This window comes from Pseudomonas sp. TE3910, from assembly GCF_056279025.1.
In genome coordinates this window covers 828,127-843,587 of record NZ_JBWBQN010000001.1, presented here as the reverse complement: position 1 = coordinate 843,587, position 15,461 = coordinate 828,127, and the positions used below count along the sequence as shown (strand labels likewise).

14 protein-coding genes are annotated in these 15,461 nt (G+C 61.8%); 5 read left to right on the top strand and 9 right to left on the bottom strand.

Annotated elements, in window-relative coordinates:
- Positions 1-25 precede the first annotated feature (25 nt).
- The 3 genes from ACZ9H3_RS03810 to ACZ9H3_RS03800 all read left to right on the top strand — a co-directional run bounded on the left by ACZ9H3_RS03810 (position 26) and on the right by ACZ9H3_RS03800 (position 4,023).
- Positions 26-1,279 carry an OprD family porin gene (locus tag ACZ9H3_RS03810; protein ID WP_102052286.1) on the top strand — a complete coding sequence of 418 codons (1,254 nt, stop codon included), beginning with the start codon at positions 26-28 and terminating at the stop codon, positions 1,277-1,279.
- Between the two features lie 59 nt (positions 1,280-1,338).
- Positions 1,339-3,393, top strand: a complete 2,055-nt coding sequence (gene paaZ / locus ACZ9H3_RS03805; protein WP_102052285.1) for a phenylacetic acid degradation bifunctional protein PaaZ — start codon at positions 1,339-1,341, stop codon at positions 3,391-3,393.
- Positions 3,394-3,537: 144 nt separating this feature from the next.
- Positions 3,538-4,023 (top strand): GNAT family N-acetyltransferase, encoded by a 486-nt coding sequence (locus tag ACZ9H3_RS03800; protein ID WP_065758386.1) that lies wholly within the window; start codon positions 3,538-3,540, stop codon positions 4,021-4,023.
- A gap of 43 nt (positions 4,024-4,066) precedes the next feature.
- On the opposite strand, the gene ACZ9H3_RS03795 is transcribed toward ACZ9H3_RS03800, so the two are convergent.
- The 3 genes from ACZ9H3_RS03795 to ACZ9H3_RS03785 all read right to left on the bottom strand — a co-directional run bounded on the left by ACZ9H3_RS03795 (position 4,067) and on the right by ACZ9H3_RS03785 (position 6,432).
- Positions 4,067-4,687: a TetR/AcrR family transcriptional regulator gene (locus tag ACZ9H3_RS03795; RefSeq protein ID WP_099774730.1), complete on the bottom strand. Its 621-nt coding sequence runs from the start codon at positions 4,685-4,687 to the stop codon at positions 4,067-4,069.
- Between the two features lie 151 nt (positions 4,688-4,838).
- Positions 4,839-5,081: a DUF2790 domain-containing protein gene (locus tag ACZ9H3_RS03790; protein WP_476219674.1), complete on the bottom strand. Its 243-nt coding sequence runs from the start codon at positions 5,079-5,081 to the stop codon at positions 4,839-4,841.
- A 121-nt stretch (positions 5,082-5,202) separates the two neighbouring features.
- Positions 5,203-6,432 carry a cyanate transporter gene (locus ACZ9H3_RS03785; RefSeq protein WP_330522637.1) on the bottom strand — a complete coding sequence of 410 codons (1,230 nt, stop codon included), beginning with the start codon at positions 6,430-6,432 and terminating at the stop codon, positions 5,203-5,205.
- 101 nt (positions 6,433-6,533) lie between these two features.
- Here ACZ9H3_RS03785 and ACZ9H3_RS03780 point away from each other — a divergent pair, with 101 nt between their 5' ends.
- Together ACZ9H3_RS03780 and zapE are read left to right on the top strand one after the other, a co-directional pair.
- A complete protein-coding gene (locus tag ACZ9H3_RS03780) occupies positions 6,534-7,382 on the top strand; it encodes a LysR substrate-binding domain-containing protein (protein ID WP_476219672.1) in 849 nt (282 codons plus the stop codon).
- A 124-nt stretch (positions 7,383-7,506) separates the two neighbouring features.
- Complete coding sequence (gene zapE / locus ACZ9H3_RS03775) at positions 7,507-8,607, top strand: cell division protein ZapE (RefSeq protein WP_476219670.1); 1,101 nt, start codon at positions 7,507-7,509, stop codon at positions 8,605-8,607.
- A gap of 48 nt (positions 8,608-8,655) precedes the next feature.
- Here zapE and ACZ9H3_RS03770 read toward each other — a convergent pair whose 3' ends face one another.
- The 6 genes from ACZ9H3_RS03770 to ACZ9H3_RS03745 form a co-directional block, all read right to left on the bottom strand.
- On the bottom strand, positions 8,656-10,545 hold the full coding sequence (locus ACZ9H3_RS03770; RefSeq protein WP_476219668.1) for a propionyl-CoA synthetase: 1,890 nt from the start codon (positions 10,543-10,545) through the stop codon (positions 8,656-8,658).
- Between the two features lie 85 nt (positions 10,546-10,630).
- Positions 10,631-11,221 (bottom strand): TetR/AcrR family transcriptional regulator, encoded by a 591-nt coding sequence (locus ACZ9H3_RS03765; protein ID WP_476219666.1) that lies wholly within the window; start codon positions 11,219-11,221, stop codon positions 10,631-10,633.
- Between the two features lie 33 nt (positions 11,222-11,254).
- A complete protein-coding gene (locus tag ACZ9H3_RS03760; protein ID WP_476219664.1) occupies positions 11,255-12,478 on the bottom strand; it encodes a multidrug effflux MFS transporter in 1,224 nt (407 codons plus the stop codon).
- 167 nt (positions 12,479-12,645) lie between these two features.
- Positions 12,646-13,146: a PaaI family thioesterase gene (locus ACZ9H3_RS03755; RefSeq protein ID WP_065758377.1), complete on the bottom strand. Its 501-nt coding sequence runs from the start codon at positions 13,144-13,146 to the stop codon at positions 12,646-12,648.
- Positions 13,147-13,258: 112 nt separating this feature from the next.
- Positions 13,259-13,963 carry a YebC/PmpR family DNA-binding transcriptional regulator gene (locus ACZ9H3_RS03750; protein ID WP_102052280.1) on the bottom strand — a complete coding sequence of 235 codons (705 nt, stop codon included), beginning with the start codon at positions 13,961-13,963 and terminating at the stop codon, positions 13,259-13,261.
- A gap of 100 nt (positions 13,964-14,063) precedes the next feature.
- A complete protein-coding gene (locus ACZ9H3_RS03745; RefSeq protein WP_476219660.1) occupies positions 14,064-15,455 on the bottom strand; it encodes an FAD-dependent oxidoreductase in 1,392 nt (463 codons plus the stop codon).
- Positions 15,456-15,461 lie beyond the last annotated feature (6 nt).

Below are 15,461 nucleotides of genomic sequence, written 5' to 3'. Positions count from 1 at the left end.
CACAGGACTGTTGGGTATAAAAATAATGAACCACATACGTACTGCTTCCGCTCCACAGCTTGCCGCCATGCTGGCTGGCCTCACCTTGCCGATGGCCGCCGCACCGGCCTTGGCTGACTTTATCGAGGACAGCCACGCCAAGATCGAACTACGTAACCACTACCTGAATCGTGATTTTCGTCAAAGCAACGCGCCACAGGCCAAGGCCGACGAATGGGCACAGGGCTTTACCACGAAAATCGAGTCGGGCTTCACCGAAGGCACGGTGGGCTTCGGTGTCGACGCCATGGGCCAGTTGGGTATCAAATTGGACTCAAGCCGCGATCGTCGGGGTACGGGCCTGCTGCCTTACGGCCGTAACAGCCTGGAGCCGGACGATGATTACAGCGAGCTGGGTTTGACCGCCAAGCTGCGCGCGTCAAAGAGTGTCCTTCGCCTGGGCACCCTGCAGCCGCTGCTGCCGGTGGTGGTCTACAACGACACCCGCCTGCTCGCCTCGACCTTTCAGGGTGGTTTGCTGACCAGCCAGGAACTCGACGGGCTGACCTTCAACGGCGGGCGGCTGACCAAAACCAATCTGCGCGACTCCTCCAGCCGTGACGATATCGGGTATGGCGCAGCCACAAGTGATGCCTTCGACTTTGCCGGCGGCAGTTGGGCAATCAACCCGCAACTGGCACTGAGCTACTACTACGGCAAGCTGGAGGATATCTACCGTCAGCAGTTCGTCGGCCTGGTGCATACCTGGCCATTGGCCGAAGGCTTGAGCCTGCGCAGCGATATCCGCTACTTCGACAGCCGTGAAGACGGCGCCGAACGCGCCGGGCGCATCGATAACCGCAACTTCAACGGCATGTTCACCCTGGGTGTCGGTGCCCACAAGTTCAGCACCAACTTCCAGCAGCAGTCCGGCGACAGTGCGTTCCCGTTCCTCAATGGTGGCGACCCCTATGTGGTCAACCTGGTGACCTACAACACCTTCACCCGCGCTGGCCTGGACTCCTGGCAAGTGCGCTATGACTACGACTTCGCCGCCCTCGGCGTACCGGGCCTGAGCTTCATGACCCGCTACACCGACGGTCGTCACGCCAAGACGGCCAGCGTGGACAACGGTCGTGAGTGGGAACGCGATACCGATATCGCCTATGTGGTGCAGAGCGGGCCACTGAAAAACGTCAGCCTGCGCTGGCGCAACGTCACCTTCCGCTCCGGCAATGGCCTGACCAACGCCGTGGACGAGAACCGCCTCATTGTCGGCTACACCCTGGCGCTCTGGTAAGCGCCCTCCCGCTGCGCCAGCGCTGGCGCAGCGGCCTTATTCACGTAGGAGAACACCTGATGTCTCACGCCCCAACCTTGCAAAGCTTCATCGGCGGCCGCTGGATAGGCCAGCACGGCGCTCAACCCCTGCGCAGCGCTTTGGACGGCCATATCCTGGCCTACAGCCACGAAGAGCGCCCAGACTTCGCCGAAGCCATTGAACACGCACGGGCCCGTGGGCTGGCTGAACTCATGGCCATGGACTTCCAGCAGCGTGCCGCCCGGCTGAAGGCCCTGGCGCTGTACCTGAGCGAACGCAAGGAGCAGCTGTATGCCCTGTCGCACCACAGCGGTGCCACCCGTGCCGACAGCTGGATCGACATCGAAGGCGGCAACGCTACCCTGTTCGCCTACTCGGGTATCGGTACCCGTGAACTGCCTTCGGGCAATATCGTCCATGAAGGCCCGGCCATGCCGCTGGGCAAGCAAGGACACTTCGCCGGTAGCCATATCCTGGTGCCGCGCGCGGGCCTGGCCGTGCACATCAACGCCTTCAACTTCCCGATCTGGGGCATGCTGGAAAAGTTTGCGCCGACCTTCCTTGCGGGCATGCCGTGTATCGTCAAGCCGGCCACCTCCACCAGCTACCTGACCGAGGCAGTCGTGCGCCTGATGGATCAGTCCGGCCTGTTGCCGGTCGGCAGCCTGCAATTGGTGATCGGCGGCACCGGCGACTTGCTCGACCGCCTGCAGGGCCAGGACGTGGTCACGTTCACCGGTTCTGCCGACACCGCCGCCAAACTGCGCGTCACGCCGAACCTGATCCGCAATTCGGTACCTTTCACGGCCGAGGCCGATTCGCTGAACTGCGCGATTCTGGGCCCGGACGTAACCCCGGACGACCCGGAGTTTGACCTGTACATCAAGGAAGTGGTCCGCGAGATGACCACCAAGGCCGGGCAGAAATGTACCGCCATCCGCCGCGCCATCGTCCCGGCCAAGCACATCGACGCGGTCGCTAGCCGCCTGCGCGAGCGCCTGAGCAAGGTGGTGGTCGGCGACCCATCGGTGGAAGGCGTACGCATGGGCGCACTCGCCTCCCATAGCCAACAGGCCGATGTCGCTGAACGTGTGCAGAGCCTGCTGCAAAGCTGCGACCTGCTGTTCGGCGAGCGCGATGGTTTTGCCCCGGTTGGCGAAGGCGTCGCGGAGGGTGCGTTCTTCGCCCCGACCCTGCTCCAGGCGCGCAATCCACATGCCGAGGGCGGTGCTCACGATATCGAAGCCTTCGGCCCGGTCAGTACACTGATGGCCTACGACGATCTGGACGAAGCCCTGGCACTGGCAGCGCGCGGCAAAGGCAGCCTGGTCGCAACGCTGGTCACCCATGATCGCCAGGTCGCCGCCAAGGCGATACCCGCCGCTGCCGCCTGGCACGGGCGCCTGCTGGTGCTGGACCGCGAAGCGGCAGTAGAGTCCACAGGGCACGGCTCACCACTGCCACAGCTCAAGCACGGCGGCCCCGGTCGAGCCGGCGGCGGTGAGGAACTGGGCGGCCTGCGTGCGGTCAAGCACTACCTGCAGCGCGCCGCCGTGCAAGGCTCACCGAGCATGCTGATGGCCGTGACCGGTGAATACGTACGTGGCGCCGAGGTGATCGAAACCGAGGTGCACCCGTTCCGCCGTCACTTTGAAGACCTGCAGATTGGTGAGTCACTGCTGACCCATCGACGTACCGTGACCGAAGCCGATCTGGTCAACTTCGGCTGCCTGTCGGGCGACCATTTCTACATGCACTTCGATGACATCGCCGCCAAGGAATCGCAATTCGGCAAACGCATCGCCCATGGTTACTTTGTGCTGTCGGCGGCGGCAGGGCTGTTCGTCAGCGCCGCACCCGGCCCGGTGCTGGCCAACTATGGCCTGGACACCCTGCGCTTTATCAATCCGGTGGGCATCGGCGACACCATCCAGGCGCGCCTGACCTGCAAGCGCAAGATCGACCAGGGCAAAAAGAGCCCGCAGGGTATCCCGCAAGGGGTCGTGGCCTGGGATGTCGAAGTCACCAACCAGCTCGGCGAGCTGGTGGCCAGCTACGACATCTTGACGCTGGTGGTAAAACGCCAAGGCTGATTCACGCAGCAAGCGTGCGCCGCTAGACCGCAGGAACGCCAGCACCCATGCAGTCCGTGTGGGTGCTGGCCTGCTGGCGGAGTTGACGATCACACCCTGACGGTTACGATGGTCGCCCACCCCTTGCCCGCAGAAACCTCACTTATGACCGTGCACATTCGCCCCGCCCGCCTTGAAGACGCAGGGCGCATTCTCGAGCTGATCATCGAGCTCGCCGACTACGAACGCGCCCGCCATGAAGTGGTCGCCAACCTCGCCGATATCGAGCGCAGCCTGTTCAGCCCTGAGGCGACGGCCAAAGCGCTGATCTGCGAGCGCGATGGCCAGGTCATCGGCTACGCGGTGTACTTTTTCAGCTACTCCACCTGGCTGGGCAGCAACGGCATCTACCTCGAAGACCTTTACATCACCCCCGACCAACGCGGTAGCGGCGCAGGCAAGCAGTTGCTGCGCCATATCGCCCGAGAAGCCTGCGACAAGGGGTGCGGCCGCCTGGAGTGGAGCGTACTGGACTGGAACGAACCCGCCATTCAGTTCTACCGCTCGATTGGCGCACAGCCTCAGGATGAGTGGGTGCGCTACCGGATGGAAGGCCAGACCTTGCACGCGTTTGCGCGCGGCGACCGCTAAAGCGGATCGGGCGTAACGCCCGGTGCCGTCCGCGACGGCACGCTCAGGGTTCCAGCCCGATACCTCGCAAGATGACGCAGGTGACGGTCTGCACAGCGCGCTCAAACTGCAGGTCATCGAGGGGCTGATGCGCGTTCAGCAGGCTGACCTGATGGCTGAAATCGGCGTAGTGCTGGGTCGAAGCCCAGATCATGTACAGCAACCCTGAGGGCTCGACCGGCAGGATGCGTCCGTCTTCGACCCACTGACGAATTTTCGCCTCCTTCAGTTTCGCCCAGCCACACAGGCTGTCATCCAGGGCTGTGCCGAGGTTGGGCGCACCATGGATAATTTCATCGGCCCAGACCTTGGAGCCATGAGGCCGGCTGCGCGAATGATTCATCTTGGCGCGTATGTAGCTGCTGAGCACGATCCTCGGATCGTCATACAGCTCGAAACACAGCGCATCCTGTTTCCACACCTCAAGCAAGCCGAGCACTACAGCCTGATACAACTCTGCCTTGGTACTGAAGTAATAGTGCACATTGCTACGCGGCAGTTCGGCAGCCTCGGCAATGTCGGCCATGGCGGTGCCGGCAAAGCCTTTTTCGGCAAATACCTTTTCCGCAGCGAGGAGAATACTGTCGACATTGCGTTGGCGAATACTGGGTTTGCGCGGGGCCATGGGCGAATCCATTGCGGCTGACACGGCAAGGCTACGCCGATTCACTCACCTCAGGCAAAAGCCTTGTGTGCGGTCATGGTCATTCAACGAGACTCAGCAGCACCTACCCACACCATGACTGCACTCAGGCCATAACATCAACGACGGCGGATCAACCGCCATGGTTGCAGGCTTGCGCCAGTTTCAGGTAGTCCAGGCTACGCACTTGCCCGGCCGAATCCTTGTAGACCATACGTGCCTTTACCACCTCACACAGCATCGACTCCGGCTCACTCAGGTTGACCACCTTGGCCACATCAAGCGGCATGCCATAGTGATACAACGGTACTGCGTCTTGTGCCTGCACAGCAGCACAGGCCAGCAAGGCCGATGCCAACACCCAACGGGCTTTCATGAGGGTTGCCCTCCAAATGGAAATGGCTGACACCCTTGAGTGTGGCGTCGCACAGACGATACGTAGGTTTTGCGGATCAACGGCACGCCTTCAGTTACACGGGTGAAACACCTGTCACCCATCATCTGGCCACAGGGCTCACCTGACGCTCACCCTCCTCGCTCATGGCGCCGGCATAACCGCCCGGAGAAAAACGCAAGGTCACCACGAGCATCAGTACCACGGTCAAGGTCAGCAACAGCCACGAGGCCTGGAAATCGCCGCTGATATCCCGCAGCCAGCCTGTCAGGTAGGGAATGATGCCGGTGATGATAAAACCGATACCTTGAACAAACGCCGCCAGTGCCCCTGCCTCGGCAGGCTTGCCGCGCAAGTGTTCAAGGGTGAGCGTGAGGCTCAGGCTGAAGCAGGCGCCCAGGCCGAAACCAATTAGCGCCACCCACAGCCCCGACCATAATGAAGGCTGCATCAGCAGGCCGATAAAGCCCAGCAACTGCGACAACAAGGCCACCAACAGCCCCGGGCGCCGATCAGCCAAACGCCGCAACAGCAACGGCAGGCCCAACGCACCCAACACCTGGAAAATGGTCATCAAGCCAATCAACTCGCCGCCGCCCTGGGCGCTGCCACCGATCTGCCGATAGTAGGCCGGCAACCAGGCAACCATGCTGGTGTAACCACCGTTGATCAGGCCAAAGTAGCCCGCCAGCAACCACGCACGGCGGCTGCCGAAAAAGTGTCGCCTGGCCTCTGCCCCACTACGCGCCTGCTCCGCGCTGGGGCGCGCCACGCACCACAAGACCAGGGCCAGCAGCGCCGGTAGCAGCCACACCCCAAGACCCGCCTGCCAGTGCCCGGCCGTTTCCGCGATCCGCGGGCCGAGCACGGCGGCGATTCCACCACCGCTCATCAACGCTGCCGAATACACGCCCATGGCCAACGCCAGGCGTGAGGGGAACCAACGATTGACCAGGCCTGGCATCAAGGCCTGAATAAAAGCCACACCCAGGCCAGCCAACGCGGCACTGGCAATCAGCGCCGTACCACTGTGCAGAAACAGGCGCCAGGTACACGCCAGGGCAATGGCTGCAAGCCCGGCAAGCATCCCGTGGTGCTCGCTCAGCCAGCGGCGTAGCCAGGGTTGCAGCAACGGTACCAGGCCCATGCACAACACCGGCAACGCGGTGAGCAGTGCCGCCTGCTGGTAACCCAGGCCGGTGCTGTTGCGAATCTCCTCCAGCAACGGGCCGATGCTGGTCAGGATCGGCCTGAGGTTAATCGCCACCGCCACCACCAACAGCCAGCCGAGCGCGCCGGTCCGACTCAGGTGCGCGTTCATTTCGCTGTTCATGCTTGCGCCTTTTAATGAGATTCAACACAGGCCGGTGATTATCCTGAGACGCCGGGGTAGTATGAAATTAATTGATTTCATGCATGCCAGTGGGATTTCGAATGCTTGACCCTTTACTGTTGCGCAGCTTCGTCACTGTCGTCGAAGCCGGCAGTTTCACCCGCGCTGGCGAGCGCCTGCACCTAACCCAATCAACCATCAGCCAACAGATCATCCGGTTGGAGCAACGCCTGGGCTGCCGTTTGCTGGACCGCAGCCAGCGGCAGGTCTGGCCGACCGAAGCAGGCGAACGGCTGCTGGGCTATGCCCGGCGCATCCTGCGCCTGGAAGAGGAAGCGCGCCACGCCCTGAGCCCTCAGCAACCGGAGGTGGCGTTGCGTCTTGGGGTGCCGGATGACTTCGCGGGCGAAATTCTCACGACGCCATTGAGCCACCTGCTGGCCGAGCGGCCACGTATGCGCCTGGAGGTCGAGTGCGGCCTCAGCCTGCCGCTGCTGCACCTGTACCGTAATGGCGAACTGGACCTGCTGCTGGTCAAGCAATGGGGCGCTGACAGTGACTGTCATGCGTACTGGCCGGAACCGTTGGCCTGGGTCAGCAGTGCCAGGCACCCGATAACCGACCCCGTGCCCTTGGTGGTGTTCCCGGTAGGTGCGCTGTATCGCCAGGAAATGATCCATGCGCTGGAAGCGGCCGGGCGCCCTTGGCGTATCAGTTACTCCAGCACCAGCCTGGCCAGCATCAGCGCGGCAGTGAGTGCAGGCCTGGGGGTAAGCCTGATCCCGGCACGCAGTGTTGAAAGCAGCCATCGCGTACTGGGTATCAATGAAGGCTTCGCGCCTATCGACGGGTTGACACTGGCACTCTACGCCCGCCCGGCGCTGGACGACGATGGCGCGGCTCTGCGCGACAGTCTGGAGGCCTTGTGCGCTCGTCGCGCCGCACACTGACGGCCACAAGGCACCGTAACACCGCAGGGGCTCAAGATCGCTGGTCGCCTGCGTCGCTATTGGGTAAATTAGCCGCGCTCGCTCAAGGTGGGCTGTTCGTTCCCCTTACGCCAAGGAACCCACGTTGACTGCAAAGCCGCCCTCTTCATCCTGGATTCGCTCCCCCTTGCGCAGCTTGCGCCAGCGTATGCAACGCGGTTCTACCCTCAACGATGGTCCCGCTCAGCAGTTGCGTCTGTGGTTCCAGCACAAAGCCCACGAACAGGGCTATACCCTGAGCCACAGCCAGCAACAGGTGATCGGCTTCATGGCCGGGCAGGTCGAACAACTGGCGCGGGGCCAGGCACGCAGCCTGTACCTCTATGGCGGTGTCGGGCGCGGCAAAAGCTGGTTGCTGGAGGGATTCTTCCGGGCAATCACCCTGGAGCAAAAACGCCGCCTGCACTTTCATGACTTCTTCGCCCGGCTGCACGACGGCATGTTCCGTCATCGGCATGCCGACAATGCGCTGGCCTGCACCCTTGACGAGTTGCTCGAGGACTGCAAAGTCCTGTGTTTCGATGAGTTCCATGTCCATGACATCGGTGATGCCATGCTCATCACCCAACTGTTCAAGGCGTTGTTCGAGCGACGTATCCTGCTGCTGGTCACCTCCAACTACCCGCCCGAAGGGCTGCTGCCAAACCCGCTCTACCACCAGCGTTTCGAGCCGGTCATCCGCCTGATCAAACAGCACATGCACGTCGTGGAAGTAGGCGGCGAGGACTACCGGGGCCTGCCGGGCAGTGGCAGCCACCAACGTTTTACCCAGGGTTGCTACCTGTGGCCAGGCAACGCCGAACAACGCACTGCCCTCGACCTGCCACCGGCGCAGCCCACCGCCCTTGCAGTGGGAAAACGAGATGTACAGGCCTGGCTAGTTGACGGCGAGCGTGTTGCGTTCGACTTCGCGGCCCTTTGCGAACAACCCACCGCCGTCATCGACTACTTGCAATTGGCGCAGCGATTCGAGCATTGGGTCATCGATGGCCTGCCAAACCTGGCGGACTGTTCGATCGCCGCCCAGCAGCGTTTCATCAACCTGATTGACGTGCTCTACGACCAGGACAAGTATCTGGTGCTGATTGGCGAACAGCCATTGGACGCCGCCCTGCAAGGGACAGCCAACGACCTGGCCCGCACCCGCAGCCGCCTCGGGCAGTTGCAGCAGAAGACAGAACAGTGAGAACACGCGGTACATGGCCTGTGTCTCAGGCCATGTACCGCCTACCCGTTAGCCTGCCCGGGCAAGGCTGGCGAGCACTGCCTCGATCTCATCCAGCACGGCGGGGTCATCGAGCGTCGATGGCGGCGTATAGGGCTGTTGATCGGCGATCTTGCGCAACACGGCCCGGAGAATTTTCCCTGAGCGCGTCTTGGGCAGGCGCTTGACCACACGAACCTGATTGAAGCAGGCCAGTGCACCGATCTGCTCGCGAACGCGGGCAACCAGCTCGCTCTGCAACTGCTGCTCACTGATTGGCGTCGCGTCCTTGAGCACTACCAGTGCCAATGGCACCTGGCCCTTGATCTCGTCGTAGACACCGATCACCGCACATTCGGCCACGGCCGGATGCGCGGCCACCAGGTCTTCCATTTCACCGGTCGAGAGGCGATGGCCTGAGACGTTGATCACATCATCGGTGCGCCCCATGATGTAGACAAAGCCGTCATCATCCAGGTAACCGCCGTCTCCGGTATGGTAGTAACCCGGATACGTCTGCAGGTACGACTGCACGTAGCGTGCGTGGTCGCCCCACAAGGTCTGGCTGCAGCCGGGCGGCAACGGCAAGGCAATGACGATGGCGCCTTGCTGATTTGGCCCCAGCAAATGCCCGTCGTCATCCAGTACCTGAACGTGGTACCCCGGTACCGCACGGTTGCTCGATCCTGCTCGCACGCCACTGCCATCAAGACCGACACAGGGCGCTGTCACCGGCCAGCCGGTTTCGGTCTGCCACCAGTGATCGTGGACCGCCTTGCCACTGGTTGCCTCGAGCCATTGGTGGGTGCTGGAGTCAAGTTTCTCGCCGGCCAGGAACAACTGACGCAACGAGCTCAGGTCATATTTACGCAGCAACAGGCCTTCCGGGTCCTCCTTGCGCACCGCCCGCATCGCTGTCGGCGCGCAGAACATCCCGTTAACCTTGTACTGCTCTACCACACGCCAGTAAGCACCGGCGTCTGGTGTACGAATCGGCTTGCCCTCATAGAACACACTGGTGCAGCCATTCATCAGCGGCCCGTAAACGATCAACGAGTGCCCGACCACCCAGCCCACATCGGAGATTCCCCACCAGACATCACCCGGCTGCATGCCATAGATGTGCTGCATGGCGAACTTCAGCGCCACGGCATTACCGCCGTTTTCGCGCACGATACCTTTGGGTTTTCCGGTGGTGCCCGAGGTGTACATGATGTAGAGCGGGTCGGCAGCGCCCAGCTCGACCGGCGCGACCGGTTCAGCACTGGCGACGGCGGCCTGCCAATCCAGATCGCGCCCCTCGATCATCTCGGCACGGGCTTGCGGGCGCTGAAGTACCAGTACCTGCCTGGGCTGATGTTGTGCCAGTTGCAGGGCCCGGTCGACCAAGGGTTTGTAGGCAATGACCCGGTCGAACTCCAACCCGCAGGAGGCAGTCAGCAGCAGTTTTGGCCGGGCATCATCGATGCGCAGGGCCAACTCATTGGCGGCAAAGCCACCAAACACTACCGAATGCACCGCGCCAATGCGGGCACAGGCGAGCATGGCCATAGCGGCCTGGGGCACCATGGGCATGTAGATGATGACACCGTCACCCTTTTCCACACCCAACTGGCGCAGCAAGCCGGCCAGGCGTGCGACTTCGTCGCGCATTTGCAGGTAGGTAAAGGTTTGCTGGGTGTGGGTTACCGGGGAGTCATAGATCAGCGCGACTTGCTTGCCACGGCCTTGCTCGATTTGATAATCGAGGGCCAGGTAGCAGCTGTTCAAACGGCCATCGCTGAACCACTGGTGCGTACCATCGGCGTTTTCGGTCAGCGTCTGTGTAGGTTTTCGGTACCAGGCCAGGTCATTGGCTTGCTCGGCCCAAAACGCAGCGGGGTCAGCAATGGAGCGATCATAGCAGTGCTGGTAAGTCATCGATGTCGAACCCTGAGCTTGTTGTTATTTAAGGGCGAACGATGAGTATGGACCGCTTCAATGAAGCCGCCATGGTACTAAGGTCTTATTTTTCGGCGCCGCTACGCGCCAATGAATCCTCGAACACCTTCCACAATGCGGCCAGCCGTCGGGCATAGGCCTCAGGCCCGGCGTAGATCAGCTCCACCGCCAAACTGTCGACAATTCCCATGTAGGCATCCCGGTAGAGTCCGGCCTGCTCATCATTGAACGTCGGCCGATAGGCCTTCATGCGTGCAACGAACAACGCCGCCAGCCGCGACAGATAACCCTCGAACCCCGCAGAGATCCAGGCCCGCAGCTCCGTCGGCGGAAAAAACGCCGTGCGCAGCAAGAAACGCAAATGCGCCGACCCTAGATAGCGCTCACCCAGACGCTGGCAGTACAGCCCGCCGGGAACATCGCCATGCGGATGAGCAAAACAGTCCTCGACATACAACCGCTCTGCCTCTACCGCACGCTCGAAGACGGCCTGGAACAGGTCGTCCTTGCTGCTGAAATGCGCATACAACGATGGCTTGCGCATACCCGCCGCCACCGCAATGTCATTGAGCGAACAGGCGTCGTAGCCGCTGTTGGCAAAATGCTCGACGGCAATCACGCATATCTTTTCTGCCGAAGGCGACAGGGTTCTCATGCAGCGTTCTCCAGAAAACAGTTACCCCGGGCCTCAGTGCCCGGCCAGATGCTGCCGCTCGCCAGGCGCACAGCGCACACTGGCGCGTACCAGCACCGCTACCAACACAGCCGACAGCGCCAGCAGCAACGCCCAATGCGATGCGCCCAAAGGCGCCATGATGCCTGACAACGGCGTGGCGAACGACGAAATGATCAACTGAAACGCCCCCAGCAACGCCGCCGTAGAGCCTAGTGCACGGGTTTGTGAAGCCATGGCCATCGACATCAGCGTGGCCTCGGCAACGCCCAGCCCAAACATGGCCAGGGCCATGCCTGCGACGATCCCAACCAGCCCGCTGGCGGTAACGGCGCCAATCAGTACCAGTAGCGACCCGAGCAACATGCAGCCGGCGCCGACCAACGCCAACCGCCCAAGCCCTTTGCGTGCCACCAGCCGCCCCGCCGTGATCGCCCCCAGCAAAATCGCAATGCCGGTTGCGCCAAACAGCGTGCCAAACGCCTCGACCGACAGCCCATAGTGGTGCTGATAGACATACGCGGCGCCGCCAATGTAGGCGAACAGGAAGAAAAACACCGCCGCCAGCGCCAACGCCGGGCGCAGGAACTGACGGTCACTGGCAATCCCTGCATAAGTGCGCAGACATGCCCTGGGTCGAAAGGCCATACGTTGGTCTGCAGGCAAGGTTTCCTTGAGCACCAGGCTGGCGTTCAGCAGCACGACGGCACCCAGCGTGGCCAACACCAGCATGACCATTCGCCAGCCATAGTGCGCACCAACAACGCCCCCCAAGGCCGGCGCAACAACCGGCGCCAGGCCTTCAATGGTCATCAGCAAGGCAAAGAGTTGCGCCGCCCGGGCGCCTTCGGCGACATCGCGCACCATGCTCATGATCACGACCAGTGTCAGGGCACTGCCCAAGCCCTGGACAAAGCGCGCCACAACCAACGCGTCGAGGGAATCTGCGCGGGCCGCCCATACCGAACTGAGGATGAACACCAGCAGCCCTGCCAACAATGGCCGACGTCGACCCAGCATATCGATCAGTGGGCCAAACAACAGTTGCCCGGCGCCCATGGCCAGCAGGAACACCGTCAAGGTCAACTGCACGGCGGCGTATGACGTTCGAAATTCGGCAGCAATCGCCGGCATGCTGGCCAGGTACATGTCGACTGCCGAAGGGCCAAGGGCGCCGATCAGCGCCAGCGCTACGGCAAACCGAACAGGCGGTGATGGCGTTTTCGTTACGGTGTGCATGTGCTCGATTTCCAATTCGCCTCAAACAAAACCTAACGGTCGGTAGTCTTCTGGGTGACGCGAGCGTATACACCTCTTTTCAACGGGTCAAGTCATCAACACAGGCGGGCCGGAGCGACACCCCCGTTGCACGGCCAACAGGGCTGCCATTCCAAAGACGTACAACCTTAAGCGGGGGTGTGAGCCTGTTGGCGCAGGCGTTCGGTGTCTACACGAACAAACACCGAGTCGGCGGTCACGGTCAGGACATCACCGGCCCAAATTTCGCAAATCACCCGGCTCTTGCGCCCTACTTCGCCTTCAACGCGGGCCTTGAGCACCAACTCGACACCCATGGGGGTCGGCTTGAGGTAGGTCAGGCTCAGTTGCCCGGTCACGCAGTCGATACGTGGCAGGCTACCCGGTTCACGGCCCTCGGCACGGTAGTGATAGGCCATTGCCGTCCAGTTGGAATGACAATCGACCAGCATCGCCAGCAGGCCGCCGTAGACCAGCCCCGGCCAACCATGGAATTCACTTGCCGGGGTGTGCTTGCACAGCACATGCACGCCGTCTTCGGCCCAATGGCTTTCAACGTGCAGACCGGTAGGATGGGAGCAGCCGCAGCCGTAGCAGGAACCCTCGGGCGAGGCCAACTGCTGGATGGAAAGTACATGGGTGTTGTTCATAAACGTCCTGATTGTTGTTATGGGAACAATTACAGGACCGATGTTAACGCCATGCTGGCGTCTCGACCACCGGGCAGGCAACAAGGCTGCCCGGCAGTGTGACGGGAAGGTGTTAGCCTGCCAGACCGACGTAGACGTTTTGCACGTCGTCGTGGTTGTCGATGGCCTCAAGGAAGGCTTCGACTTCAGCGAGCTTTTCTTCACTGTCGAGGGTAACGGGGTTTTTCGGTACATAACCGATTTTCGCCGAAATGACGCTGAAACCGTGCTCAGGCAGCGCCTTCTGCACCGCATCCAGATCGGTGGTTTCGGTGATGAACAGGGTCGCGCCCTCTTCGGCAGGCTCGAAATCCTGGGCGCCAGCTTCGATGGCGGCCATTTCCGGGTCGGCGTCGGCGCTGTCCGGGCTGGCTTCGATCAGGCCAACGTGGTTGAAGTCCCAGGACACCGAACCCTCGGCACCCAACTGGCCCTTGCGGAACAGTACGCGGATTTCAGCAACGGTGCGGTTGACGTTGTCGGTCAGGCACTCGACGATCAGTGGCACCTGATGCGGAGCGAAACCTTCGTACTTGACCAGGGTGTACTGCACGACGTCACCCGACAGGCCAGCACCTTTCTTGATCGCGCGCTCCAGGGTTTCGCGAGGCATCGAGGCCTTCTTGGCCTGCTCGACCACCAGACGCAGGCGGGAGTTCATGTCAGGGTCGGCACCACCGCGTGCGGCGATCTGGATTTCCTTGGCCAGCTTGCCGAAGATCTTGCCCTTGGCATTGGCTGCTGCTTCTTTATGTTTGGCTTTCCACTGTGCGCCCATGTCGACTCTCTTTCTGTGCTTCAAGCGCCGGTTCAGGTAGCGACCGGCAAAGTGGGTGCAGTTTATACGCCCTCTTTGCCGCAATCGACAAAAAATCGCCTCAACCCTTGTCGGCCTTGCCAGCCGCTGCAGCAAACCTGGCCAGGTGCACATCAAGGCGGCGGGGTCGGCGCCCACGGTCTTCGGCCTGCTCCTTGCGCCGGATTGCATTGCGCACCATCAACGACCCCAGGTAACGGATCGGTTCAGGTGGAAAATAGCCCAACGGGCCATTGACCAGCGGCGAGCGCGTCCAGGGGTTGTCGAGCCCCAAAACCAGTGAGGACAGAATCTGCCCGCCCATATGGCAAGGCCCCACCCCACTCCCGGAGTAGCCAAAGCCATAGAACACCTGGCCCTCGCCCTGTAACCGGCCAAAAAACGGCAAGCCGGTGACCGAGCGGTCAGAAGGGCCATTCCAGGTCGCCGCGATCCGTGCGTCGGCCAATGCGGGGAAAAACTCGCCAAGGCTTCGCCGCAACAACGGCTCGTAGGGCGACGGCTGATCGAACACCGGCAGCATTTTTCCGCCATAAGCAAAGGTATTACCGCCTTTGCCAAGCATCAGCCGGCCATCCGGGGTGTTGTGGTAGTAATGCACGAAAATCCGCGAATCCAGCACACTGATACCTGTGTTCAAGCCCATCTGTTCGAGTAACTGTGGGTAGGGCTCAGTGATGATCATGTCGCTGGAGACAATCGCTACGCTGCGTTCGAACTGTGGGAACGCCCGTGCCATCCAGGCATTCAAGGCCAGCACCACACGGTCGGCGTGTACCGTACCGTGAGCGGTCTGTACCTGTGATTGTCGACCCTGCTGCAAGCCGGTCATCGCAGTCTGTTCGTGGATACGAATGCCCCGCTGCAGCGCGACCCGGCGCAAACCACGTACCAGTTTACCGGGCTGAACCGTTGCTGCCGCCGGCGAGAACCACCCCTCCAGGTGCTTGTGCGAACCTGCCAGGCGCTGCACCTGCGCCAATGGCAAACGCTGGAACGAGTTCACGCCCTGGCGCTCCAGCGCGGCGATCACACGGTCTGTCGCCCCCACTTGAGCGGAGTTGGTGGCGGTGTACAGGGTGCCATCCAATCGGTAGTCGGCGTCGATACCATGGGCAGTACAGTAGTCGCCGATAGCCCGAATACTCTGTTCCGACTCCCGGACCAGGCGCACCGCCTCCTGAACCCCAAACAGCCGCTCCAGCGTGAAATACTTGGCCGACCAGGACAAGGCACAGCCACCATTGCGCCCGCTGGCACCTGCGCCGCAGGTATCCGCCTCAATCAGCAGGATATCCAGCGTCGGCTGTTGCTCCTTGAGCATCAGCGCGGTCCACAAACCGGTGTAGCCGCCGCCGACGATGCATACATCGCAACGGCTGTCACCGGCCAGCGGCGCACAAGGCGCCGCCTCTTCCTGGTCCAATGCCTGCTGTAACCAGAACGGCCTCATTGTGTG